The organism is Rhodoferax sp. (assembly GCF_018780565.1).
Lineage (GTDB): Bacteria > Pseudomonadota > Gammaproteobacteria > Burkholderiales > Burkholderiaceae_C > Rhodoferax.
In genome coordinates this window covers 104,577-129,600 of the sequence record NZ_JADMJN010000002.1, presented here as the reverse complement: position 1 = coordinate 129,600, position 25,024 = coordinate 104,577, and the positions used below count along the sequence as shown (strand labels likewise).

Sequence of the window (25,024 nt, the reverse complement as noted above, 5' to 3'; positions counted from 1 at the left end):
CACACCATGAACAGCCCCACACCATCGGTTCCTTCTTCTGCCCAGCCTTTTGTCGCCCCGCCCCCGATCAGAAACATGGCCGATGTCCGACGGCTGGAGGCCTTGCCACTGGCGCAGACGCTCACCGTGCGCAGCACTTACGAACTGCTGTGCAATTCGGCACGCGCCTTCGGCAGCAAACCCGCCCTGACATTCCTGCGCACGGCCGACCCCGAAGACGCGCCCATTCGCTGGTCCTACGCCGAACTGCTGTCCTATGTGCACCAGACGGCCAACCTGCTGAACAGCCTGGGCGTAGGCCCCAATGACGCGGTGGCGGTGTTGCTACCGGGCTGCCTGGAATACCACCTGGCCCTGTGGGGTGGCGAAGCCGCTGGCATTGTGCAGCCCCTGAACCCGCTGCTCAGCGATGAAAAACTGGTGTCGCTGATGACCGTGGCCCGCGCCAAGGTGCTGATTGCCTACGGCAGCGATGCCGATGCCGGCCTCTGGTCCAAAGCCCTTCGCCTTCGCACGCAAGTGCCCACGCTGACCACGGTGTTACGCGTCGCCCCGCATGATGAATCGCCAGGCAGTGCTGGCGATCTGCCCGCCGGCGTCGCTGACTTTGCAGCGCTGCGCGCCACACAGCCCGCAGACCGGCTGGTGAGTGGGCGCGATATCCAGCCAGACGATGTTGCCGCCTACTTTCACACGGGCGGCACCACCGGCGCACCCAAGCTGGCGCGCCACACCCATGGCAACCAAGTGTTCACCGCCTGGGTTTGCGTCATGATGCAAGGCGTCAAATCGACCGATGTCGGCATCAACGGTTACCCGCTGTTTCACGTGGCGGGCGTGCTGCCCGGCTCGCTCACCGCCTTGTCGGCCGGTGCAGAAACCGTGATTCCCACCACCGCCCTGATGCGCAACCGCGAGGTCATGGCCAACTACTGGCGTCTGGTTGAAAAATACAAGGCCACAGCAGTGTCCGGTGTACCCACAGTGCTGGCCGCTCTGGCCAATGTGCCCGTGGGCGACGCCGACATTTCTTCGGTGCGCTACTGCCGAACCGGTGCTGCCCCCATGCCCGCCGAGCTGGCGGTGCGCTTTGAGCGCCAGTTCCACCTGCATGTGCATGAGAGCTTCGGCATGACCGAGATGGCCGGTATCTCCAGTGTCACGCCGCCGGGCGTGGTGGGGCCTTCGGGCTGCGTCGGTTTTCCACTGCCCTATGGACGCCTGCGCATTGTGGCGCTGGACGAGACGGGTGGCGCCAGCGACACCGATTTGCCCCCGGGCGAACAAGGCATGGTGCTGTTCAAGGCACCCAATGTGATCCCCGGATTTCTGGACCCCGAGGACACCGCCCGCGCATTCACGCACGACGGCTGGCTCGCCACCGGCGACCTGGGCTGGCTTGACAGCGAGGGCCGCCTGAACCTCAGCGGCCGCTCCAAGGACCTGATCATCCGCGGCGGTCACAACATTGACCCCAAGACGATCGAAGACGCCATGAGCGCGCATCCGGCCATCCAGCTTTGCGCCGCCGTGGGTGCACCCGACGCCTATGCAGGCGAGTTGCCCGTCGTGTTTGTCACGCTGGTGCCCGGCACCACAGCCACCGAAGCCGAACTCCTGGCCTTTGTCGGCGAACGGGTCGATGAGGCCCCGGCCCGGCCCAAGGCGGTGACCATTCTGCAAAACATGCCCATGACCAACGTGGGCAAAATCTACAAGCCCGATTTGCGCCTTTTGGCGACACACGCGGTGGTCAGCGCACTGGTCGATCAGGTGTACCGCGATGCCGGCTGCGAGCATCTCACCCGTGCCGAGGTTTCATCCGACACGCAGGACGGCGTGCGTGTGATACTGCACACCAGCCAGGCCGGCGCACAGGCCGCGCGACTGCAGACGGTTTTGAATGACACCCTGGCGCGGCTACCGGTCAAAGTACGCGTTCAAGTGCAGTAGCATGGCCTGCAAGTGGCTCCCTGGTGGATGCCTCGTTTTAGGAGACGAACTTGAGCAACATCATCTGGGGCCTGCTTGCCCTTGCAGCCATCATCTGGGCCATCGAGATTTTTTACCTGCGGGGAAAAAACCTCAGCGTATTCGACCAGCCCGCAGCCCAAGGCAGGTTCCAAGGGAGTGCCACCAGCGAAGCCTACCGGGGTGTGCTCAGCTCCCTTGACGGTATTGCAGCAACCCTGCAAAGCACGCCACGCAGCCAGCACATTGCGCTGCTGCGCAACTACATGAACAACGCCTTCCCCAGCAACGAATCGGGGATACAAATCATCGCCGTGGATGCTGGCGGCGTACCTGCCGAATGGGTGCTGGCGCCCAACGCCGATCCGCGCCGGCGCCTGCTCTACATTCATGGCGGTGCCTACACCATGGGCAGTCCCCAAAGTCATCGGCGCCTGACCAGCAAATTTTCCGAGATCGCCAATGCCGCCGTGCTGGCCATCGACTATCGCCTGATGCCCGAATACCCGCGCATGGCCGGTATTGAAGACAGCCGTACCGGCTACCGCTGGCTGCTCGACAACGGGCCGACCGGCTTGTCGCCTGCCAGCGCGGTGTTCGTGGCTGGCGACTCAGCCGGCGGCAACCTCACACTGTCACTGATCGCCTGGGTCCGCGACCAGGGCCTGCGCGCACCCAATGCGGCAGTGGCCTTGTCGCCGGCAACCGACGCCACGCTGGGCAGCCCCAGCCTGAAAAACCATATCGAAACCGACCCCATGCTCGGTCCGCTGTTCAAGTCCCTGGCCAAAATTCCGCGATCAGTGCTGCTCTGGGCGGCCTGGCTTCAAACCCGTATTCGACCGAGTGATCCCGTGGTTTCACCGGTTTACGGCGACCTGTCCCGACTGCCTCCGGTGCTGTTGCATGCCAGCGAATCGGAAATGCTGTTTGACGACAGCCTTCGCTACGTCAACAAGGCCGTCGCAGCCGGCTCGCCCGTCACCCTGCAGACCTGGTCTGACATGGTGCATGTCTGGCACATTTTTCATCCGGAATTACCCGAAGCACGCGACGCCCTGGAAAACATCCGGAAGTTTTTTCAGGCCCACGGCTAGGCCAGAACAAATCAGGATGGGGTTTCGCGGAAGATGCCTGTCAGCGCTTCCAGCAAGGCATCCCGCAGCTTGCGCAACTCGTCCAGCCGCTCAAGGGCCACCGACGCTTGCCCCCGAACGCGCAGTGCACACAGCTCAACGGCCAGTTCGTGCGCTTGACGGTGCAGGGTATCGATGCCGATGAAATACGGCTGCTGCCCATGGCGGGCCACGCCCTCTGTACCCAGCCAACGGCCAAAATGACTCTGCTGGCGGTCCAGCGGCGGCGCCAGTGCCCGCTCGCCCCGCAGATAGCTTTCAACCCCGTTGCTCCAGGCCCGGTGCTCGACGCGGGCGAAGAGCAGCGGCAAATCGTCCCGTTTCAGCAAGGACACCTCGGCCCAGGCCGGATCAGGCCGCCACTGCGCGGCCCAGGCCACCAGATCGCTCGCAGGCATGGGGCGCGCAATGCCGTAGCCCTGGGCCAGTTCGCAGCCAAGCTGCAGCAGCATGGCACCGTGCTCCACGGTTTCAACGCCCTCGGCGATGACCTGGCGGCGAAACGCCGCGGCCAGACCGATCACACCCTCCAGAATGGCGAGGTCATCGGGATCCTCCAGCATGTCGCGCACAAAGCTTTGGTCAATCTTGAGCTGAAACACCTGCAAACGCTTCAGGTAGGTCAGGGAGGAATAACCGGTGCCAAAGTCGTCCAGGGCAAACATCACCCCGATCTGCCGGCAGGACTCGATAAGCCGGGACACGTGCGCCAGGTCTTGCAGCGCGCTGGTTTCCAGCACCTCCAGCTCCAGGTTGTCCGGCCGGACATGGGGATGCCTGGCGAGTATGACGCTCAGGCGCTCGGCGAAATCCACTTGCTGCAGCTGGCGCGCGCCAATGTTGACGCTGGCCGGAATGACCAACCCCTGTTCGTGCCAATGCGCCATGTGCGTCAAGGCCGAATCGATCACCCATTCGCCAAGGTCAACGGCCAGCGGATGATCTTCGATGAGTGGCAGAAACAGAGCCGGTGACAACAGGCCTCTTTGCGGATGCTGCCAGCGAATCAAGGCCTCGGCACCGATGACCGCCCCGGTCCGCAAATTGACCTTGGGCTGGAAATAAAGCACAAATTCGCGCTGAGTCAGCGCCGTGCGGATGCGCTCGACACTTTCATGGTGTCCACGCACGCTGAGATCCTGCACCGCATCAAACACGTGGCACCGGTTCTTTCCCGCCACCTTGGCCTGGTACATGGCCTGATCCGCCTGGCGCATGAGCTGGTCGGCATCGACCTCATCGGCCTGCGGATAATAGGTGACGCCCAGACTGGCCGACACCTGGAGCACATGATTCCCGAACGGCACAGGCTGGGCCGCAGCCGCAAGCAGGCGGCTGAGCATGGCATCGCCCGCGGCATTGTCATGCAGGTCAACCAGCACGGCCACGAACTCGTCGCCGCCAATGCGCGCCAGCGTATCTCCCTCGCGCAATGCCTGCTTCATGTGTTCCGACACGCTGATCAGCAACTGATCCCCGGCTTCATGCCCGTGACTGTCATTGACGGCCTTGAACGCATCAAGATCGAGATACGCCACGGCCAGCCTCTGCCCACGCCTATGGGCCTGCGCCATGGCCTGGTGCAGCCGATCCGCGAGGAGCACACGGTTGGGCAGGCTGGTCAGCATGTCGAAATGGGCAAAGTACTCCAGCTGCTTCTCATGGTCCTTGATCGTGGTGATGTCAGTGGAGATCCCGCATAGCGCGTATATTTCCCCTGCGGTATTGCGCAGCGGCAGTTTGACACTCAAGTAGGTTGAAGAGCCTCCGCTCTTCAGATTGACATTGGTTTCCTCCGTTCTCAGCGTTTCACCCTTGTCCAGAACCTGCCGGTCGTTATGGCGAATCTGGAGGGCGGTCTTGGTATCGAAGAATTTTTCATCGCTCTGGCCCACCACCTGCTCCATGGAAGCACCAAACAATGTGCGAACGGGCCGGTTGGCAAAAAGGTAACGTCCCTCCATGTCCTTGAGGTAAATGTAGGCGTCGACGTTTTCCAGGATTTCAAAAAGCTTGCGTTCGCTTTCACGCAATTTTTCATCGGCGTTTCTTCGCTCGGTGATATCGGCAATGACACCAATCAGCCCCAGCTTCTTGCCATTGACGTCGTAAAAACTCTTGCCCGTCAGATGGCCCCAGAACTCCGATTGATCCGCGCGCCAATAGAGACGATCCAGATCCACGGAGGCAATGTCACTTCCCAGCAGGGCGAGCATTTTTTCTCTGCCAATCTCGCGCTCCCGGGGATGCACCAGCGCCACATACTCCTGCCCTTCCAGGCTGTCGGGGTTCCAGCCAAACATCTCGGCCATGCGCAAGTTGGCCTGTGTGATGCGTCCCTCCATGCTGACCAGAAAAATGGCCACGCTGGAGGTATCCAGGATCTGCCTAAGCAGGGCCTCGCGTTGCACGGCAGTTTCCTGCAGGCGATTGAACCCGCCGATCAGTTCACCAATTTCATCGTCGCTGGTCACGGGCAGGGGTTGCACAGACCGGCTGGTGCCGGAAATCTCCAGCAGGGCTTTGGCGGCGACCAGCATCGGGGAGAACTGGCGTTTGAGCATCCACCAGGTCAACCCGCCCGCCAGAACCGTGAGGAGAAGTGCCGCCAGGAGCATGCGCTGCTCCACGGTCCGAATCGGCGCAAAGGCTTCCTTGGCGGGCAGCGCAACACCCATGAACCACCCTGCCACGGGAATGCCTTTCGCTGCGGTCAGCTCCTCTTCGCCGCGGAAATTCACCAGCGAGCCATAGCCTTCAAAGCCATTTGCATACTTGTCGTGCAGGGGATTGGCTCCCGGCGCAGGCAGGGGCCGCAGGATACGGCTCTTGTCGGAGGAGGTGACAAACACACCATGCTGCGGCGCCGCTACCAGATAAATGCCTGATTGCCCGTAACGACCCTGCGCGATGCGGTCCAGAAAGTTGGGCTTGGCCAAGTCAACAACCCCGGCCAGGGCACCCATGGTGCGCCCCTGCCCATCGCGAATGGGGACCCCGAAGGCGAACACCACGCTGTCGAACACTTTGCTCTTGACCGGTTTGCCAATCGTGGATTTGCCCTGCTGCAGTGCCGCCTGTATGTAATCCCGGTCACTGTAATTGACGCCGAACCGGCCTGCGGCCAGGGGCACAGACCCCGTTGCAATGCCATCCAGCCCGGTGGTGAATGTGCCCGCGTTGAACAGCCCCTGAAGAACCGGGCGTTGCTCCAGCAGCGCCTGCATGGCTGAGGGGTTGCCGAGCATCTCGGGGGTGATGTTTGCAGCGACGCTTTCCAGCGCGCTCAATCGGTCACTGAGCTGTTGATCCACCTCGGCGGCCAATATGGATGCAATCGAGAACTGCTGCTCGCCCAGCAAACGCTGCATGTCGTCCCGCAACACTTTGCTCACGTAAAGTGCAAGCGACCAGATGCTGATCAAAAACACGGCCAGCGTGAAAAAGGTAATTTTTGTCTTGAGCGACCTTGGTTGAAAGATGCGAAAGTTCATGCCGGTTTTTCAACGCAGGTGGGATTTCCTTGGAGGCGACAGCGCTTGCGTGAACTGTCGCAGCGCTAGGATAGCAGCATCCACCCATCATGGACCAGACCGGGGCCATCGGGAGGCCCATTACCGCGAGGAATGGCCCTATGCGACAGCGCGCGCGCTGAGACCATCAAAACAGGTGCTCAGCACCAGTTCAATGATCTCGTCATCGGTGTGCAGTTGGCCCATTTTCAGGAACTCCAGCACGGGGTCACAGGCCCGCGCAAAGATGGTGTAGAGCACCGCAATCGCCGGAAGTTTGGGATTGAGCGCGCCCTGGGCTTGCGCGGCCTCGATCCAGGCCCCCAGACGGTCACTGACTTCCATCAAGCCGTCCATATAGTCCTTGTTGCCCATCAGGGTGGCGCGCAGGCTGGAATTCTGGCTGGGCAGCGACGGCATTTCACCCGCCAGTTTCAAGCTCATGGTCCAGGCCACGGTCGCGCGCAGGTTCTCGATCGGTGCAGCGGCCTGCGGCAGGGAAAGCAGGAAGGCCTGTGCACGGCGCATGACCGAGACCATGGCGGCGGCGGCCAGATCTTCCTTGCTGGGAAAGTGCTTGTACAGGCTGGCCTTGGCAATGCCCACGTCAGCGGCCACCTCATCCACGGTCATGGCATCAAAGCCCTTTTCCGCCAGCAGGTGGTTGACCGCCCGGATGATGGCGTCTTCACGCGCCTGAAGCATCTGCTCCTTGAATGAAACTTTAACGACCTTGCTAGTGACCATGGCTTGATTCTAGCCAGTTTCGAGGAAAAAATAAACGACAAGGACAAATAAATACTTTATGGTTAGAATAATTACCAATCAGTATTTAAAAAGCTAAGCAAGTTTTAATCGCAGGATCCAACATGAAGGTCGCCATCATCGGCACAGGCATCTCCGGCCTGGCCGCAGCCCACACATTGACAGGCAAAGCCGACCTGACGCTTTTTGAAGCCGGCAGCTATTTCGGTGGCCACACACACACGGTGGATGTGACCCTGCCCACACCCCAAGGCAATGTGACGCATGGGGTGGACACCGGCTTCCTGGTCCTGAACGAGCGCACCTACCCTCTTCTGATCGGACTGCTTGCCGAGCTGGATGTGAGCACCGCCAAGTCGGACATGTCGTTTTCGGTCCAGGCCCACAGCGCACGCGCGGGACAGGCACTGGAGTGGAGCGGCAGCAATCTCAACACCTTGTTTACGCAGCGCCGCAACCTGCTCAATCCGCGCTTTTTGAAAATGCTGCGCGACCTGCTGCGCTTCAACAAGCTGACCACCCGCATCGCCCTGGGTGGCACCGAGGGAGAAATGACGCAGTCCTTGGGTGATTTCCTGCGGGAGCAGCGTTTCAGCAAGGAGTTTTGCGACTGGTACTTCATGCCCATGATGGCCTGCATCTGGAGCTGCCCGACCGAGCAGATGCTGCGCTTCCCCGTCTCCACCATGATCCGCTTTTGCCACAACCATGGACTGATCCAGATCAGCAACCGGCCCCAGTGGTGGACCGTGCGCGGCGGTGCCAAACACTATGTCGAGAAAATCATGGCGAAGATCAGCGACAAACGCCTGAACGCGCCGGTGCGCCTGATCGAACGCAGCGGCGAGACGCCAGGCGTGGGTGCAGAGGTTCGCATCACCACCGACCAGGGCAGCGAATATTTCGACAAGGTCATCATTGCCACCCATCCCGACCAGGCTCTGGCCATGCTCAGCAAGCCATCAGCGCTGGAGGCCAGGACACTGGGCGCCATCAAGTACCACGCCAACCGCGCGGTGCTGCACACGGACAGCGGGGTTCTGCCGCAACGCAAAGCAGCCTGGGCGGCCTGGAACTACGAACGCGCGGCGCCCACCACGGCGACCTCCTCCGAAGTCTGTCTGCACTACCTGATCAATCGCCTGCAGCCCCTGCCGTGGCAACAAGCCGTTGTGGTGTCGCTCAACCCGATACGTCCCATCGCCAAGCGTCACATTCTGGGTGAGTACGCCTACGACCATCCGGTGTTTGACCAGGCAGCCCTCCAGGCGCAGGGGCAAATGCCCGAACTGCAGGGCCAGCAAGACACCTACTACTGCGGCGCCTGGATGGGCTACGGATTTCACGAAGATGGTCTGAAAGCGGGCCGGGGAGCAGCCCAGAGACTGCTGGGTGAGAGGCGACAGGCTCAAAAGGTTTGCGCATGATCAACACACCCCTGATCGGCTTCGGACAGGTGCGCCACACCCGCCTGGCGCCGTTGCGCAACGCCTTTGCCTACCCGACCTACTTCCTGATGCTGCCCCTGCGCACGCTGCAGCAGGACCCGCAGGTACGCCGTGGCCCACTGGCCATCAACCGCGCGGGGGCGATCAGTTTTTTCGACCGCGATCATGGCGATGGCCGCACGCCGCAGCAGGGTGGCGCGCTGGCCTGGATCGACGAACTGCTGGCCAGCGAAGGCATTGACGACGCCTGCGGCGAAGTCTGGCTGCACTGCTACCCGCGCGTGCTGGGCTACACCTTCAAGCCCGTGAGCTTCTGGTACTGCCACCGGGCGGCCAACGACCAGGGCGGTGCGCTGCGCGCGATTGTGGTGGAAGTCAACAACACTTTTGGCGAGCGCCATTGCTACCTGCTCGACGCACCTCGCTGGGGCGTGGAATTGACCGCGCCCAAGGTGTTTCACGTATCGCCCTTTTGCCAGGTCGAGGGCGGCTACCGGTTTCGCTTCATGCGCAGTCTGCGTGACGGCCGTGACAAAACCGTGGTCCGCATTGACCATGACGATGCGACCGGCCCGCTGTTGCAGACCAGTGTCAGCGGCACGCTGGAGCCGATCACCCGTGCGGCGCTGCGCAAAGCCTTGTGGCGCTACCCCGCGATGACGCTGGGTGTGGTTTTCCATATTCACTTGCAGGCCGCGCGCCTGTGGCTCAAAAAGGTCAGGTTTCACCGCAAACCTGACACGCCCGACGCGTTTGTGACGCGCTAGGCAAGACCGCTGAAACCTCTCCTTCACGTTACTGGCTTGATCCGATCATGAACACCGCCACCGCCGCCCCATTGTCATTTCCGCGCAACGCCCCGGCCAGTGCGCGCACGGCCCTGCGACTGCTGCAGCGCCTGCGCCATGGCGCCTTGACCCTGCACTTGCCCGACGGCTCGGTGCAGCGCTTTGGCGAACACGGGCACCCCAACCTCACCGCCTCGCTCATGATGCGCAACTGGAACGTTTTTGCGGCGGCGCTCAAGTCCGGCGACATCGGCTTTGCGGAGAGCTACATTGCCGGCGACTGGAGCACGCCCAACCTGACGGAGCTGCTCAAGGTATTTGCGGCCAACCGCCGTGAAATGGACGAAGTGATTTTTGGCACCTGGGCCGGACGGCTGCTGTACCGCATCAAGCACCTGCTCAACCACAACAGCCGCGCCAACAGCCGCAAGAACATCCATGCGCACTACGACCTGGGCAATGCGTTCTACCAGCTCTGGCTGGACGACACGATGAACTATTCGTCGGCCTGGTTCGAGGGTGACCGCACCCAGCCCATGCAGGACGCCCAGAATGCCAAGGTCCGGCGCGCGTTGCGGATGGCACGGGTCAAGCCGGGCGACCGGGTGCTGGAAATCGGCTGTGGCTGGGGCGCCCTGGCGGAGCAGACCCACACCCATTTCGACGCATCGATCGTCGGCGTCACCCTGAGCCACGAGCAACTGGCCTATGCCAATGCCCGCATGAAGCGCTTGGGTGTTGCCGCCGGCAAGGTACACCCAACAGATTTGCGCCTTCAGGACTACCGGGACATCCAGGACCCGCCTTTTGATGCGATCTGCTCGATTGAAATGGTCGAGGCCGTGGGCCGCGCCTACTGGCCGCAGTACTTTCAGACCGTGGCACGCCTGCTCAAGCCGGGCGGACGCGCCTGCATCCAGAGCATCGTGATTGATGACGCCCTGTTTGCCCGCTACATCCAGTCCACCGATTTCATCCAGCAGTACATCTTTCCGGGCGGTTGCCTGCCCTGCCCGGCCGAGTTCCGCCGCCAGGCCGCGGCCGCCGGCTTGCAGGTCGAGGACGAGTTTACCTTTGGCGCGGACTACGCGGAGACGCTGCGACGCTGGCGCGCTGCTTTTGTGCAGCGACGTGCAGAGGTGAGCGCACTGGGCTTCGATGAACGCTTCATGCGCATCTGGGAGTTTTACCTGTGCTACTGCGAAGCCGCGTTTGACGCCGGAGACATTGATCTGGTGCAATTCACACTGGTTAAACCGCCGCTATGAAAAACATAGCTTCCAGCGCAATATTGACGCTGGCCATGGGCCTATTTCATTCACACGGAGGGGCCAGCACCCTCCCTGTGGAGTTGCGCGCATCCTTGCCCATGGCGGAACTTGCGGGACGCGCCAAGCTGACGGTATGGGGCCTGGAGGTCTACAACGCAAGCTTGTGGGTTGCCCCCGGCTTCAAGGCCGGCGACTATGCCAGTCACCGCTTCGCACTGGAATTGGCCTATCTGCGCAACCTGAGCGGCGACGCCATCGCCAAACGCAGCATCAGCGAAATGCGCCGCCAGGCCGAGCTTGGCGACAGCAAGGAGGCGGTCTGGACCGCGCAACTGAAGGCCGCCTTGCCCGACGTCAAAACCGGCGACCGGATCACGGGGGTGCATACCCCTGGCCTGGGCCTTCAGTTTCTTGTCAACGGACAGGCCGGTGCCAGCATCCGCGACCCTGAGTTGGCACGGCTGTTCTTCGGCATCTGGCTCTCGCCCCTGACCTCCGAGCCCGGGATGCGTCAGGCGCTGTTGGCCCTGTTGCAGCCCTGAGCGGATCGGCACTCGCGCATGAATTCACCCACCCCATGGACCACCCTGGAGGGACTGCGCTATGGCCTGCTGGGCTTTCCGCTGGCCTTCTGCGCCCTGCCCCTGTATGTGATGCTGCCCAATCTGTACGCCCGGGAGTTTGGTGTGCCGCTGGCAGCCCTGGGTGCCGTGTTGCTCGGCGCCAGACTGTTCGATGCCCTCATTGACCCCTTGCTGGGGCGCGTTTGCGACAAGCTGTTCCGGCGATCCCGGCGCGCCGTGCTGACATTTGGCGCAGGTGCAGGCCTGGTCCTGGGGCTGGGCTTTGTACTGCTTTTCTCGCCGCCCACACGTGACCCGCAAACGCTGCTGGTCGTCGCCACGGCCTTGCTGGTGGTGACCTATGCGGCCTACAGTGCATTGACCATTGCGCATCAATCGTGGGGCGCACGACTGGGCGGCAACGAGTTGCAACGCAGCCGCGTTGTGGCATGGCGCGAGGGCCTGGGTCTGATGGGCGTGATCCTGGCTGCGGTGACACCCTCCGTGCTGGGCCTGCCCGCCATGCTGGGGCTGTTTGTGCTCAGCCTGGTGGTCGGCTGGCTGGCGTGGACGCGCGCCTTGACGCCCGCTCCCTTCTCTGGTGGCCAGGCAGGTGCCGCAGATCCGACCCACAGCACCTGGCGTCCGTGGCACAACCAGGCCTTCCGGCGCTTGCTAGCCGTGTTCATGCTCAACGGCATCGCCAGTGCAATACCGGCCACGCTGGTGTTGTTCTTCGTGCAAGACCGGCTGCAGGCGCCCGCCGTGATGGAGCCTGCCTTTCTGGGCTGCTACTTTGTCTGTGGTGCGCTGTCGATTCCCCTGTGGCTGCAAGGCGTGCGGCGCTGGGGGCTGGCACGCTGCTGGCTCATCGGCATGCTCCTGTCGATCAGCGTCTTCCTGTGGGCCATGCAACTGGGCGCCAACGACACTGCGGCCTTCCTCGTGGTGTGCGCCTTGTCCGGTGTGGCCCTGGGCAGCGACCTGGCCTTGCCCGGCGCCATGCTGGCTGGCGTGATCGTCCATGCGGCCGACCATGGCCGCGCAGAGGGTGCCTACTTTGGCTGGTGGAGCCTAGCTACCAAACTCAATCTGGCCTTGGCCGCCGGTCTGGCGCTGCCCTTGCTGAGCCTTTTCGGCTACGCCCCTGGCGCGCGCGATGCGCAGGCCCTGTCCGCCCTGACGACGGCTTACTGCCTGTTGCCCTGCCTGCTCAAGGCGGGCGCGGCCCTGGCGCTCTACACCCTCATCATTCAACCCGCCCAAAGACTGCGAGCACCATGAAACGACGTCAACTTCTGAATCGAGGCGCTCTGGCCTTGCTCGCCTCGGTCGCTGCGCTGAGCGGCTGCGGCTCGCAAAAACTTGATGACTACGCGCGCGAGAAGCCGGTGCTGGAACTGCAGGACTACTTCAACGGCACGCTCGATGCCTACGGCCTGTTCACGGACCGCTCCGGTCAGGTGGTGAAACGCTTTGTCGTGGTGATGACATGCAGCTGGCAAGGCAACGAGGGCCTGTTGAATGAGGCTTTCACCTACTCCGATGGCACGCAGCAAAGGCGGGTCTGGCGCCTGCGAAAACTGGCCGATGGCAAGTACAGCGGCAGCGCGGATGACGTGGTGGGCAACGCCTTCGGCCAGCAAAGCGGCAATGCCTTCAACTGGACTTACACCATGGCCCTGCCCGTGGATGGCCGCGTCTACGAGGTGCAGTTTGACGACTGGATGTACCTGGTGAACGACAAGGTGATGCTGAACAAAGCCACCATGTCCAAGTTCGGCGTGCGACTGGGTGAAGTGACGCTGTCCTTCACCAAGCGATAAGCATGTCGCTGAACCCGCCGATCACCGACTGGCGCGGCCGCACCGTGTGGCTGATCGGGGCATCCAGCGGCATCGGGCGCGCCACGGCATCGGCCCTGCATGCGCACGGCGCTTCGGTGATTGTGTCCGCCCGCAACACCGACGCGCTGGAGGCCTTCGCTGCCCTGCACCCTGGCGCACGCGCGATGCCGCTGGACGCCGGCGACGCACAGGCCGTCAAGGATGCGGTCCACAGCATTGTCAGCTCGGGCGCACTGGACTGCGTGATGTACTGCGCCGGGCATTACCGGGAAATGACAGCGCCGAAGATGGATCTGGCGGATATGCTGCGCCACGTTCAGGTCAACTATGTGGGCGCACTGCATGTGCTGGATGCTGTACTGCCTTACTTTTTGGCGCGCAGCGCCGGCCACATCAGCCTGGTGGGCAGTGTGGCAGGCTACCGCGGGCTGCCCAAAAGCCTGGCCTACGGCCCGACCAAGGCCGCCTTGGTCAATCTGGCCGAAACACTTTACCTGGACCTGCGCGACGCCCATATCGGCGTGTCACTGATCTCGCCGGGCTTCGTCGACACGCCGCTGACGGCTCAAAACCAGTTCGCCATGCCGGCCCTGATCAGCCCGGAACAGGCGGCACAGGAAATTCTGGGTGGCTGGTCGCGCGGTGAGTTTGAGATTCATTTCCCCAAGCGATTTTCCTTCTGGATGAAGCTCCTGCAACTCCTGCCCTATCGCTTATCCTTTGCGGCCATACGCCGCTTCACCCGCCTATGAAAAACACCGTTGACTCCATCGTGCAGGCTTTCGAGCAACTCACGCCCGAAAGCGTGGAGAGGCTGGACACGCTCTATGCAGCCCATGCCCGCTTCAAGGACCCGTTCAATGATGTGCGTGGTCTGGCAGAAATCCAGCGCATCTTCCGGCATATGTATGTGAGCCTGGAGTCGCCGCGCTTCATCATCACCCACCGTATCGTCGAGGGGCATCAGTGCTTTCTCACCTGGGAGTTTCGCTTTCGCTTTCGCCGTTTTCATCAAGGCGTCGAGCAGGTGGTGCTGGGTGGCTCGCACCTGATGCTCAATCCGGATGGCCGCATCATCCTGCACCGCGACTACTGGGATGCCGCCGAGGAGTTGTATGAAAAGATCCCCTACCTGGGCGGCCTGATGCGCTGGCTTAAAAAACGTGCCAACGCCTGAACTACGGTGCTCGCTGAGCCCGTGCTACCGGATCCGCGGTTCGGCCAGCAACTGATCGGGCAAGGTGAAGTACGCCGAGGTTGATCCGCGAATCTCGCGCGCATGCTCCAGCTCATGGCGGGCCACCGTGCGCAGGTGCACCTCATCCGGGCCATCCAGCAAATGCATGGCACGGCCCCAGGTCCAGAAATAAGCCAGGGGCGTATCAGGCGACAAACCCATGGCACCGAACACCTGCATGGCCCGGTTGACCACGCGCGTCTGCAAGCGGGCCGCCACCACTTTGATGGCCGACACATCGACCCTGGCCTGGGCGCGCTCACCCTGGTCCAGCCGCCAGGCGGCACGCAAAACCAGCAGGCGAGCCTGGTCAATTTCCAGCCGCGACTCGGCAATCCACTCCTGCACGTTGGCAAAGTCGGCCAGGTACTTGCCGAAGGCGTGACGCTCCAGCGTACGGTCGCACATGAGGGCCAGCGCCAGTTCGCACTGGCCAATGGTGCGCATGCAGTGGTGAATGCGCCCCGGCCCCAGACGTGCCTGCGCCATGGCAAAACCGGCGCCTTCCTGGCCCAGCAAATTCGTCAAAGGCACCCGCACGTCACGGAACAAAATCTCGCAATGCCCTTCCGGCGAGTGATGCTGCATGATCGGAATATTGCGCACCAACGTGACGCCCGGCGTGTCCATGGGCACCAGCACCATGCTGTGCTGAGCGTGCTTGTCGGTCCCTTCCTCGCCGCCGCGGCACATCACAATCAACAGCTTGCAGTCGGGGTGGGCCGCGCCGGTGATAAACCATTTACGGCCATTGAGCACCAGCTGCCCGCCCTCATGGCGCACACAGGTCTGCAGGTTGGTGGGGTCGGACGAGGCCACGTCCGGCTCGGACATGGCAAACGCCGAGCGCATCTCACCGGCGAGCAAAGGTCGCAGCCATTGCTGGTTTTGCTCGGGGGTGGCAAACAAATGCAAGAGCTCCATATTGCCGGTATCGGGCGCGCTGCAGTTGAATACCTCGGAAGCCCAGGGCAGACGCCCCATGATCTCAGCCAGGGGCGCGTACTCCATGTTGGTCAAACGCTCGCCGGGTTCGTCGTCATGCAAGCCTGGCAAAAACAGATTCCACAAACCTTCGGCTTTCGCCAGCGCCTTGAGATCTTCCATGAAAGGCGGCGGAAAGATGCCTTGCGCCACAGAGTGATGCCACGCGCCGTTGTAAGGCAGCACATAGCGGTCGATGAAATCCTCCAGTCGCTGACGCAGCGCCTGTACTTTGGGCGAGTATTCGAAATCCATGAGTCCCTTTCGCAGAGGCGACGATAGCCGCCACTGAACGTCAGTCTGCCAAACTCGAACCCCCACAGCTGTCACCTGGGCGCGCTTGGGGACCGTCCGGAGCGCCCATTGCATCTTTCGTTGATGCAGGTCAAACGACCCCATCGACAGGCACCCGGGATCTCCGACAAAGCGCCGGCCTTGGGAGTCACCCTGTTTTTCGCATATAAAGTGACAAAGGGTGGGCTTTTACGATGGATTTGAATATCTCCCGGTCGGCGCTTAAAACCCGAATCACGCTATTTACGCTGGCCATATTTGTATCCGGCATCTGGTCGCTTTCGTTTTACGTCAGCCGGATGTTGCAGGAAGATATGCAACGCCTCCTGGGCGAACAGCAACTCTCGACGGTGACGTTCATCGCCGAGGAGGTCAATAGCGAACTGCAGGAACGGCTGGGATTGCTGAGGCAGGTTGCCGACAGAATCTCCCCAGCCCTTCTTGGCAACGACGCTGCCTTGCAGGCATTTCTGGAAGATCGCACATCGCTGCCCACCCTGTTCAACGCTGGCGTATGGGTCACCCGCACTGACGGCATAGCCGTCGCTTCACTGCCGCACTCGGCCGAACGGATCGGCGTCAACTACATGGACCGGGACCATATCCTTGCCGCGCTCACCCAGGGGAAATCGACGATTGGTCGCCCCGTCATCGGCAAGCAGACGCAGCCCCCCCTGTTCGCCATAGGCATACCGATACGCGACACCCGTGGCAAAGTGATCGGATCCGTGTCTGGCGTCACCGACCTGGGCAAGTCCAGTTTTCTGGACCGGATTACCGACAACAAATACGGAACAAACGGCGGGTATTTTCTGGTCTCGGCCCAGCACCGGCTGATCATCACGTCAACCGACAAGAAGCGGGTCATGCAGCCTTTTCCGGATCCCGGCATCAATCCCGCGCTGGACCGCTACATTGACGGCTACGAAGGCTCTTCCGTTTACGTCAACCCGTTTGGCGTGGAAGTCCTGGGTTCCGGAAGAAAAATCCCCAGTGCAAACTGGATCATGGGGGCCACCTTGCCCACATCGGAAGCATTCGCCCCGATACACGCCATGCAACAGCGCATGCTGCTGGCCACACTGCTTCTCACTGTGCTGGCCGGTGCCCTGACCTGGTGGATGCTGAGACGCCAGTTCTCTCCCATGCTGGATGCCATCAACACGATCAAAGCCCTGTCGGATAGGGATATCAATCAGGCCCCGCATGCATTGCCGGTGTCCAGCCAGGACGAGATCGGCACATTGATCGGAAGCTTCAATCGTTTGCTGGCAACTCTGGCGCAACGTGCGCAGGCCCTCAAGCAAAGCGATGAACGCTACAGCACCATCATCGCCGCCTCGCCCGTGCCGCTTGCAATCAACGACGAGCATGGCAACATCACTTATCTCAACCGCGCATTCATCCAGACACTGGGCTACACCCTGACCGACATTCCGACGCTGGAAGCATGGTGGCCACGCGCCTATCCTGACCCGCAATACCGGCAGTGGGTCGCCGCCAAATGGGCCCAGAACATGGAAGAAGCGATGCGCAGCAATCAGGCTTTCACGCCGATGGAAATAGACATCCGCTGCAAAAATGGCGAAATACGCACCTGCCTGGCCAGCGCGTCGGCCTTTGAGGACGGCTTGGCCAAGACTCACCTGATCATCCTGCACGACATCACCGACCGCAAGCGGGTTGAGCAAGCCTTGCTCGCAGCCAAAGATCGCCTTAGCGAGGCGCAGGATATGGCGCACATCGGCAACTGGGCTCTGGATCTGCTCACTGGGGAACTGACATGGTCAGACGAAATATTCCGCATGTTCGAGATCGACCCGGAACAGGTTGACGCCAGTTACGAAATATTCCTCAACGCGATCCACCCGGATGACCGTGATGCGGTGAATCAGGCCTATTCGGACTCACTGGTCAACCGAACACCGTATGAAATATCCCATCGCTTGCTCATGAACGACGGACGCGTCAAATGGGTGCACGAAAAATGCACGTCAGACTTCGACGCTGCAGGCAAACCGCTCATGTCACGAGGCATGGTGCAGGACATCACCCGAATCAAGCAAACCGAACAGGCCCTGATCTGCGCCCGTGACGAGGCCGAGCGCGCCAATCAGGCCAAGTCCGAGCCTCTGTCCCGCATGCGCCACGGGCTGCACGCCGATGAAAGCCGAGAGTGAAATGAGTATCCGCCATGTTTTACAGGTGCTCGTCGCCGAGGACAACCCCATCAACCAAAGAGTTGCGATCGCTGCTTTGGTGCATTTGGGGCACCGTGGCGTGGTTGTGGCCGACGGGGAGAAGGCCATTCGCTGTCTGGCCCAGCGCGATTTCGATTTGATCCTGATGGATGTCTCGATGCCCCACATGGATGGCATGCAGGCACTTGCCTCCATTCGGGATGGCGAGCGGACCAGTGGCAAACATATGCCCATCGTCATGGCGACCGCCCATGACCTTCCCGGAGACAGAGAGCGATTCATTGCCGCCGGTGCCGATGGCTATGTCGCGAAACCCATCGATATTGAACAATTGCAGGTTGAAATGACCCGTGTGCTCAAGTTCCGATGAATTTGTCAGTAAACTGAATTGCTGAAGTGCTAAATTAGTTACAAATTGTAATAATAAAACATGAACATCAAATCCCCCATCCAGGCTCATGGCATATGGACCCCCGGCGTTATCCTGATGCGCAACCTGGGCTTCAAAGCGAAAGCCGTGCTCATCACCGTCGCATTTCTGGTCCCGCTGCTGTCCCTTGTGGGTTGGCTCTTGATCAGTCAAACCAACAACGCGATGCAGGAGCGAATGAATTCCACCCGGCAACACGTGGAAATAGCGCATGGCGTCATCGCCTGGGCCCACAGTCGCGAAGCGAGTGACAAGCTGAGCCGTGAAGACGCACAAGCGCTGGCCAAGCAGTCAATCTCCCAACTCCGCTACAACAGCGTGGAGTATTTCTGGATCAACGACATGGCGCCCAAAGTCGTCATGCATCCGATCAAGCCGGAATTGAACGGCAAAGATGTCGGCGACATGAAGGACCCCAACGGCTTTGCGCTGTTCAATGGCTTTGTGGACATGGTTCGCCGCAATGGCGCCGGTTTTGTCCCTTACCAGTGGCCCAAGCCGGGTTTCGACAAGCCGGTAGACAAGGTTTCGTACGTCAAGGGCTTTGAGCCCTGGGGATGGGTGGTTGGCTCTGGCATTTACGTGGACGACCTGCGTGCCGAGCAAATACAGCGCACCTGGCTGGCTGCGGCCCTGATATCGGCCGCCCTGCTGATTGCGGGGTATGTCTTCATTGCCTTTTACAAGGTGAATCAGGGGGGATTGGCATTGGTCAGTCGCCATCTGGATGAGTTGAGCACCGGCGACCTGCGCAACAAACCCATTCAACCCTGGGGGGCTGATGAGCCGGCCATGCTGATCGTGGGCTTGAGCAAAGTCTATGACTCCATGCACGACCTGATCCGAAGGGTCCGCCACTCGGCGCGTGAACTGGCCATGACCAGCGCAGAGGTATCCCGCGCCAGTCTGGACCTGTCATCCAGAACGGAAGACGCCGCATCCAACCTGGGACAACAGGCATCCGCTGTCGAGCAGATTGGCGCCCAGGTTGGCGAAACAGCACAGCGCACCCAGGATGCAGCAGTGGTGGCCAATGAAAACTCTGCCGTGGCTGAAAAGGGCGGCGAAATCATTGCAGAGGTTGTGAAGACCATGCATGGCATCCACACCTCGTCGGCCAAGATCCACGACATCATCAGCACCATCGATGGCATCGCTTTCCAGACCAACATCCTGGCGCTCAATGCGGCGGTGGAAGCGGCTCGCGCCGGCGAATCCGGGCGTGGTTTTGCCGTGGTGGCGTCTGAAGTGCGCAGCCTGGCCCAGCGCAGTGCAGAGGCAGCCCGGGAAATCAAGGCCCTCATTTCTGCCAGCGTGGTGCAGGTAGAGGCCGGCACGCAGGTGGTGGAGGGCGCTGGACGCACCATGACCGAGATGGTGGATAACGCCAACAAGATCAACCAGTTCCTGGGTGAAATTGCCAATGCTGCACGCGAGCAATCCGCAGGCGTGAAGGAAGTGGTCACCGCGATCCATCAGCTGGACGCCCACACCCAGCAGAACGCAGCCCTGGTGGAAGAAACCAGCGCGGCATCCGCCTCGCTCAGCGAGCAGGCCGACAAGCTCACGGACGAAATTGCACGCTTTGTCGTCGCGTGAAGCTAACTCCCCCCTAAAGACCCAAGGTCCGCCAGACCAGCTCCATCCTGGCAGTGACATCCGGACTCATCGCCATGGTGCGACCCCATTCGCGGCTGGTTTCGCCCGGCCATTTGTTGGTGGCGTCCAGTCCCATCTTGCTGCCCAGGCCGCTGACTGGCGAGGCGAAGTCCAGGTAGTCGATGGGCGTGCTGTCCACCAGCAGGGTGTCGCGTGTGGGGTCCATGCGGGTGGTGACAGCCCAGATCACGTCCGCCCAGTCGCGGATGTTGATGTCTTCGTCCACCACCACGATGAACTTGGTGTACATGAACTGACGCAAGAAGCTCCAGATGCCAAACATGATGCGCCGTGCATGACCCGGATATGACTTCTTGATGCTCACCACCGCCATGCGGTAACTGCAGCCCTCCGGCGGCAAATAGAAGTCGGTGATCTCGGGGTACTGGCGCTGCAAGAGCGGCACAAACAATTCGTTCAAAGCCAGGCCGAGCATGGCGGGCTCATCCGGCGGCTTGCCCGTGTAGGTGGAGTGGTAAATGGGCTCGCGTTTGAGCGTGATGCGGTCGATGGTGAGTACCGGAAACTCCGCCTTCTCGTTGTAGTAGCCGGTGTGATCACCGTACGGGCCTTCCAGCGCATGTTCGAAACCGCTGATGTGCCGGGCATCCGGGTAGATGTGGCCTTCCAGCACAATCTCGGCCGACGCGGGCACTCTCAATTCGCTGCCCACGGCCTTCACCAGTTCGGTTCGACTGCCGCGCAGCAAGCCGGCAAACTGGTACTCGGACAGGCTGTCGGGCACTGGCGTCACTGCGCCCAGAATGGTGGCCGGGTCCGCGCCCAGCGCCACACACACCGGATAGGGTTGGCCAGGATTCTGGGCGCCATGCTCCTTGAAATCCAGTGCGCCGCCGCGGTGCGGCAACCAGCGCATGATGACCTTGTTGTGCGCCAGCACTTGCTGCCGATAGATGCCCAGATTTTGCCGTTCCTTGTGCGGCCCCTTGGTAATGACCAAGCCCCAGGTGATCAGCGGCGCCACATCACCGGGCCAGCAATGCTGCACTGGCAGCCGGGCCAAATCCACGTCGACACCTTCCCACACCACATCCTGGCAGGCAGCACCGCGCAGCTCCCTGGGCGCCATGTTCCACAGCGTTTTGAGCATGCCGCTCAGGCCCATCAGGTCTTTGAAGCCTTTGGGTGCCTCGGGCTCCTTGAGCATGGCCAGCACATGGCCAAACTTGCGCACCTCGCTCACATCTGCCACCCCCATGCCCAAAGCGACGCGGCGCGTGGTGCCAAACAGGTTGCCCAGCACCGGCATGCGCTGGCCAGTCGGGTTTTCAAACAACAGGGCGGGGCCACCGGCCCGCAGGGAGCGGTCACACAAGGCGGTCATCTCAAGGTAGGGCGAAACCGCAGCGCTGACCCGCTTCAGCTCACCCAACTGCTCCAGTTGAGCGATAAATTCCCGCAGGTCACGGTACGCCATGGCACGCTAGCCGGGGGGCTGAGCGGAGGTCTGGGCGACCGCCTGAAGGCCGTTCCAGCGTGGCGCATCCACCTGGGGCAGCCCCAGCATATCGACCACACGGCTGACGGTATGGTCGATCATCTCCTCCAGGGTTTGCGGACGGTGGTAGAAGCCTGGTACCGGCGGGAAAATGATGCCCCCCATCTCGGTGACACTGGTCATATTGCGCAGATGCGCCAGGTTCAGCGGGGTCTCGCGCACCATCAGGATCAAGCGGCGGCGCTCTTTCAGCATCACATCGGCAGCCCGCGCAATCAGGTTGTCAGACAGGCCATGCGCCACGGCGGCCAATGTGCGCATGGAGCACGGCGCCACCACCATGCCATCGCAGGCAAAAGAACCACTGGCAATGGCCGCACCCACGTTGTGCACTGGATGCACGACATCGGCCAGCGCCTCGACTTGAGCGCGACCCATGTCGAGCTCCTGCTGCAAATTCAACAGCCCCGCGACAGACACCGTGAGATGCGTTTGTACGCAGCCCAGTTCACGCAGCACCTGCAACAAGCGCACACCGTACACAGCGCCACTGGCGCCGGAGATGGCCACAATGATTCGCTTCTGTGGCAATGTCTGGGCCAGATGCATGGGCGCTATCCGCAATGCCGCTGCGCGGTCAGGGCAGCCGTCTCGCCGGATGCTTGCAGATCGGCCATCACCTGCGCAATCACCGTCTCGGCCTGAGCCAGGTCGAAGTCGGCGTGGAAGCGCTTTTTGACGCCGTACTGGTTCAGCTGGTAGTGTCGATCAGCCTCTATGCCGTGACGGGACAGGCAGCTCTTGACGCACACCAGCGGGCAGCCGTCCAGCGCGATGATCGGGCGACCGGCATGGGCAATCTTCAATAAGTACGGCACATCACCGCCGACACCGGCAATGCAGGACATCTCTGCCACACCCCGCCGGTCCAGTTGCAGGGCAACATGGTTGGCCAGCTGCGCCGCGCTGGAACAGCCCGAGCAGGAATAGACCAGCGGAAGATTGGGTTCGACAGCGTGCATGGCCATGCTCCAATGCCCCTCAGCGATGCGCCATGCGCGCCCTGATCCGCGCCAGCAACTGCAGGGGCTTGAACTGCTCCATATCCAGCAGCGGCAACTCAATGGCATCGAGCGTATTTTTCACCAGCAGACCCAGCTCGGTGTCCCCCTCCATCGAGAGGCGACGACTGAAGAAGAGCGTATCGGGATCTTCCTGGCGCCGTGCCAGCAACATGAAATCGTGGGCACTGGCGCTGATTTTCAGATCGGCATCGCCCTTGTGCTGGCACGCCACAAACCGCCCCTTGAGCCACTGGAAGTCAAACGTCAACTGCGCATCCATCACGCGCAGCCGGAGTTTCTTGCCCTGCAAGAGTTGCGTCACATCCGGCGCCAGGTTCCTGGCCAGGGCCAGATTCAAGCCGGTCACAAACAGCAGCGAGCCTGGGTAGGCGGGCAGACGGGCCAGCACGTGCCCCACAGGCGCAGGTAACAGGAATGGATTTGCATGCATGGTGAACTCCTTGCGCTCGTGGCCGTCAGAGAGCGGGCTCAAACGCGGCTGCCCGCTGCTCCAGCCCCGGCTTGCCGTACCAATAGCCGTTGCAGGCCTGCTCTGGCATCAACTTCTCCAGCGCCTGCATGGCATCCGCCACCGACAGTTGATGCGCCATCACCCCATGGAAGAAACCCACAATCTCGGGCGTGTGCAAAGACTGCGGACTGATGCGCACCACATCCACACCCATGTCCCGCATGGCTTGCAGTTCAGGCAGCAGGTTGTAGACCTTGGCCGATTGAGTCTGCGTGCCGTTCAGGACCAGAAAGGCCTCGCCCTCGCGGGTTTGCATGGTCAAGCCATCGGGGTGTTCCAGGCAGCTGAATTGGCAATCATCCTTGGGCAAATTGCGATGACGCGCGGTGAAGCAGCGCGCGGAAAACGCCAGCGGCATGCGCCCATATACGAAGACCTCGGTCTGGACACCCGCAGGTCGCCCCTGCTGCAGAATCGCCAGATCGTCACGCCCCATCTCCAGCGGCATCACCCAACGCTGCAGCCCCAGAGCCGCCATCCATTGCAGCGTCGGCAGGTTGTAGATATTCAGATGGGGTCCGGCCACAAATGCAGCCTTCCCCTCCAGACAACGAACGGCCCCCATATCATTGGCCTCAACCATGAACTCACCATTGGCGGCAATCTTGTGCAGCACCGTGACATCGGCGCCCGACTCGATCAAGACCTGTGTGGACAACACCACCTCTTTGCCGGCATCACGCAAACGCCCTGCAATGCTGAGCCAGTCCGCCAGGCGCAACTCGTGGCGGCGCGAGCACACGGTCTCACCCAGGTACACGATGTCCACGGGCGAAGCCGCGATGGCATCGTAGAAGCGCATCACCGCGTCGCGCTGCCAGTAGTACAGCAAAGGCCCCAATGCAAGTTTCATCGCGTTGCTCATTTCCAGGGCCGATGGTAGGCACCCAGCGTGTGCTGCTGGCCTTCGGCCACCTTGTCCAGATCGCTCATCCACACCGGTTTGGGCGAATAGCGGTGCGGGTTCTCTTGGCAGTTGTCAATGGCCTCGCGCCACACTTTGGTGACTTGCGCCACATAAGCGGGGCTGCGTTGGCGCCCTTCGATCTTGATGGCGCGCACACCGATCTTCATCAACTGGGGCAACAACGAAAGCGTGTTGAGGCTGGTCGGCTCCTCGATGGCGTAGTAGTTCTGCTCCTCATCCACATCAAAGCGCCCTTTGCACAGGGTGGGGTAGCCCGCATTTTCACCCGGTGCATAGCGGTCGATCAGCACACCATTCAAGCGCGATTCACGACCTTGCGGGGTTTCCTGCCAGCGCACGGCTTTGGGCGGTGAGCAGACACCATGGGTATTGGGCGCCTCACCGGTCACATAACTGGACAGCGCGCAGCGGCCTTCCACCATCACACACAGGCTGCCAAAGCCGAACACTTCAATTTCCACCGGCGTCTTTTCCAGCACCTGCTCCACCTGCGTGAGCGAGAGCACCCGCGGCAACACTGCACGGGCAATGCCAAAGTGCTGATGGTAAAAATTGATGGCTTCGAAATTGGTGGCAGAGCCTTGCACTGACAAATGCAAGCGCAGGTCCGGGTAGTGCTTCAGCGCGTAGGCCATCAGTCCGGGGTCGGCCAAAATCACGGCGTTCACGCCGCTCTGCGCCGCACGGTCAATGGCGCTGCGCCACACCTGCGGACTGGCCGCCTGCGGGTAGGTATTGAGCGCCAAGAGCACCTTGCGACCCCGGTCATGGGCGTAACGGATGCCGGTGGCGATGGCCGCCTCGTCAAAATTCAGGCCGGCAAAGTTGCGTGCATTGGTAGCATCACGAAAGCCCAGGTACACGCAGTCGGCGCCGTGGTCCACTGCAGCCTTGAGTGCAGGCAGACTGCCTGCGGGGCATACCAACTCCATGGC

The 25,024-nt window shown here is 61.5% G+C and carries 22 protein-coding genes; 13 read left to right on the top strand and 9 right to left on the bottom strand.

What is annotated here, in order from left to right; all coding sequences use genetic code 11:
- Positions 1-6: 6 nt before the first annotated feature.
- Positions 7-1,953, top strand: a complete 1,947-nt coding sequence (locus IV109_RS01020) for an acyl-CoA synthetase (protein ID WP_296691030.1) — start codon at positions 7-9, stop codon at positions 1,951-1,953.
- A gap of 50 nt (positions 1,954-2,003) precedes the next feature.
- On the top strand, positions 2,004-3,068 hold the full coding sequence (locus IV109_RS01015; protein WP_296691027.1) for an alpha/beta hydrolase: 1,065 nt from the start codon (positions 2,004-2,006) through the stop codon (positions 3,066-3,068).
- Positions 3,069-3,079: 11 nt separating this feature from the next.
- On the opposite strand, the gene IV109_RS01010 is transcribed toward IV109_RS01015, so the two are convergent.
- Complete coding sequence (locus IV109_RS01010; protein WP_296691024.1) at positions 3,080-6,601, bottom strand: EAL domain-containing protein; 3,522 nt, start codon at positions 6,599-6,601, stop codon at positions 3,080-3,082.
- A 138-nt stretch (positions 6,602-6,739) separates the two neighbouring features.
- The gene (locus tag IV109_RS01005) at positions 6,740-7,366 is read right to left on the bottom strand and encodes a TetR/AcrR family transcriptional regulator (protein WP_296691023.1); all 627 of its coding nucleotides are present in this window, start codon (positions 7,364-7,366) and stop codon (positions 6,740-6,742) included.
- Positions 7,367-7,488: 122 nt separating this feature from the next.
- On the opposite strand from IV109_RS01005, the gene IV109_RS01000 reads away from it, so the two are divergent.
- Genes IV109_RS01000 through IV109_RS00965 form a run of 8 tightly spaced genes read left to right on the top strand, consistent with a single transcriptional unit; the run spans position 7,489 to position 14,478 of the window.
- A complete protein-coding gene (locus IV109_RS01000) occupies positions 7,489-8,811 on the top strand; it encodes an FAD-dependent oxidoreductase (RefSeq protein WP_296691022.1) in 1,323 nt (440 codons plus the stop codon).
- Positions 8,808-9,599: a DUF1365 domain-containing protein gene (locus IV109_RS00995; protein WP_296691020.1), complete on the top strand. Its 792-nt coding sequence runs from the start codon at positions 8,808-8,810 to the stop codon at positions 9,597-9,599. The genes IV109_RS01000 and IV109_RS00995 overlap by 4 nt, the downstream gene beginning before the upstream one ends.
- A 47-nt stretch (positions 9,600-9,646) precedes the next feature.
- Complete coding sequence (locus IV109_RS00990; RefSeq protein ID WP_296691019.1) at positions 9,647-10,888, top strand: cyclopropane-fatty-acyl-phospholipid synthase family protein; 1,242 nt, start codon at positions 9,647-9,649, stop codon at positions 10,886-10,888.
- Positions 10,885-11,433: a chalcone isomerase family protein gene (locus IV109_RS00985; RefSeq protein ID WP_296691018.1), complete on the top strand. Its 549-nt coding sequence runs from the start codon at positions 10,885-10,887 to the stop codon at positions 11,431-11,433. Before IV109_RS00990 ends, IV109_RS00985 begins: the two co-directional genes overlap by 4 nt.
- Positions 11,434-11,451: 18 nt before the next feature.
- Positions 11,452-12,738 carry an MFS transporter gene (locus IV109_RS00980; RefSeq protein WP_296691016.1) on the top strand — a complete coding sequence of 429 codons (1,287 nt, stop codon included), beginning with the start codon at positions 11,452-11,454 and terminating at the stop codon, positions 12,736-12,738.
- Positions 12,735-13,280 carry a DUF3833 domain-containing protein gene (locus IV109_RS00975; RefSeq protein ID WP_296691014.1) on the top strand — a complete coding sequence of 182 codons (546 nt, stop codon included), beginning with the start codon at positions 12,735-12,737 and terminating at the stop codon, positions 13,278-13,280. Before IV109_RS00980 ends, IV109_RS00975 begins: the two co-directional genes overlap by 4 nt.
- Before the next feature lie 2 nt (positions 13,281-13,282).
- Positions 13,283-14,053 carry an SDR family NAD(P)-dependent oxidoreductase gene (locus IV109_RS00970; protein ID WP_296691012.1) on the top strand — a complete coding sequence of 257 codons (771 nt, stop codon included), beginning with the start codon at positions 13,283-13,285 and terminating at the stop codon, positions 14,051-14,053.
- Positions 14,050-14,478: a nuclear transport factor 2 family protein gene (locus IV109_RS00965; protein ID WP_296691010.1), complete on the top strand. Its 429-nt coding sequence runs from the start codon at positions 14,050-14,052 to the stop codon at positions 14,476-14,478. Before IV109_RS00970 ends, IV109_RS00965 begins: the two co-directional genes overlap by 4 nt.
- Positions 14,479-14,502: 24 nt before the next feature.
- On the opposite strand, the gene IV109_RS00960 is transcribed toward IV109_RS00965, so the two are convergent.
- Positions 14,503-15,777, bottom strand: a complete 1,275-nt coding sequence (locus tag IV109_RS00960; RefSeq protein ID WP_296691007.1) for an acyl-CoA dehydrogenase family protein — start codon at positions 15,775-15,777, stop codon at positions 14,503-14,505.
- A 233-nt stretch (positions 15,778-16,010) separates the two neighbouring features.
- On the opposite strand from IV109_RS00960, the gene IV109_RS00955 reads away from it, so the two are divergent.
- From IV109_RS00955 to IV109_RS00945, 3 genes are read left to right on the top strand one after another with little or no spacing between them, the layout of a single operon-like run.
- Positions 16,011-17,996, top strand: a complete 1,986-nt coding sequence (locus IV109_RS00955) for a PAS domain S-box protein (protein WP_296691005.1) — start codon at positions 16,011-16,013, stop codon at positions 17,994-17,996.
- Position 17,997: 1 nt separating this feature from the next.
- Entirely contained in the window at positions 17,998-18,387 is a 390-nt protein-coding gene (locus IV109_RS00950; protein ID WP_296691003.1) for a response regulator, read from the top strand.
- A gap of 60 nt (positions 18,388-18,447) precedes the next feature.
- Positions 18,448-20,046 (top strand): methyl-accepting chemotaxis protein, encoded by a 1,599-nt coding sequence (locus IV109_RS00945; RefSeq protein ID WP_296691000.1) that lies wholly within the window; start codon positions 18,448-18,450, stop codon positions 20,044-20,046.
- Between the two features lie 13 nt (positions 20,047-20,059).
- On the opposite strand, the gene ubiD is transcribed toward IV109_RS00945, so the two are convergent.
- From ubiD to IV109_RS00915, 6 genes are read right to left on the bottom strand one after another with little or no spacing between them, the layout of a single operon-like run.
- The gene (gene ubiD, locus IV109_RS00940) at positions 20,060-21,544 is read right to left on the bottom strand and encodes a 4-hydroxy-3-polyprenylbenzoate decarboxylase (RefSeq protein WP_296690997.1); all 1,485 of its coding nucleotides are present in this window, start codon (positions 21,542-21,544) and stop codon (positions 20,060-20,062) included.
- Between the two features lie 6 nt (positions 21,545-21,550).
- The gene (locus tag IV109_RS00935) at positions 21,551-22,174 is read right to left on the bottom strand and encodes a UbiX family flavin prenyltransferase (protein WP_296690995.1); all 624 of its coding nucleotides are present in this window, start codon (positions 22,172-22,174) and stop codon (positions 21,551-21,553) included.
- Positions 22,175-22,179: 5 nt separating this feature from the next.
- Positions 22,180-22,587 (bottom strand): putative zinc-binding protein, encoded by a 408-nt coding sequence (locus IV109_RS00930; protein WP_296690991.1) that lies wholly within the window; start codon positions 22,585-22,587, stop codon positions 22,180-22,182.
- Positions 22,588-22,606: 19 nt separating this feature from the next.
- The gene (locus tag IV109_RS00925) at positions 22,607-23,080 is read right to left on the bottom strand and encodes an SCP2 sterol-binding domain-containing protein (RefSeq protein WP_296690990.1); all 474 of its coding nucleotides are present in this window, start codon (positions 23,078-23,080) and stop codon (positions 22,607-22,609) included.
- A gap of 25 nt (positions 23,081-23,105) precedes the next feature.
- A complete protein-coding gene (locus IV109_RS00920) occupies positions 23,106-24,014 on the bottom strand; it encodes a U32 family peptidase (RefSeq protein ID WP_296690988.1) in 909 nt (302 codons plus the stop codon).
- An 8-nt stretch (positions 24,015-24,022) separates the two neighbouring features.
- Positions 24,023-25,021, bottom strand: a complete 999-nt coding sequence (locus IV109_RS00915) for a peptidase U32 family protein (RefSeq protein ID WP_296690985.1) — start codon at positions 25,019-25,021, stop codon at positions 24,023-24,025.
- Between the last annotated feature and the right edge of the window lie 3 nt (positions 25,022-25,024).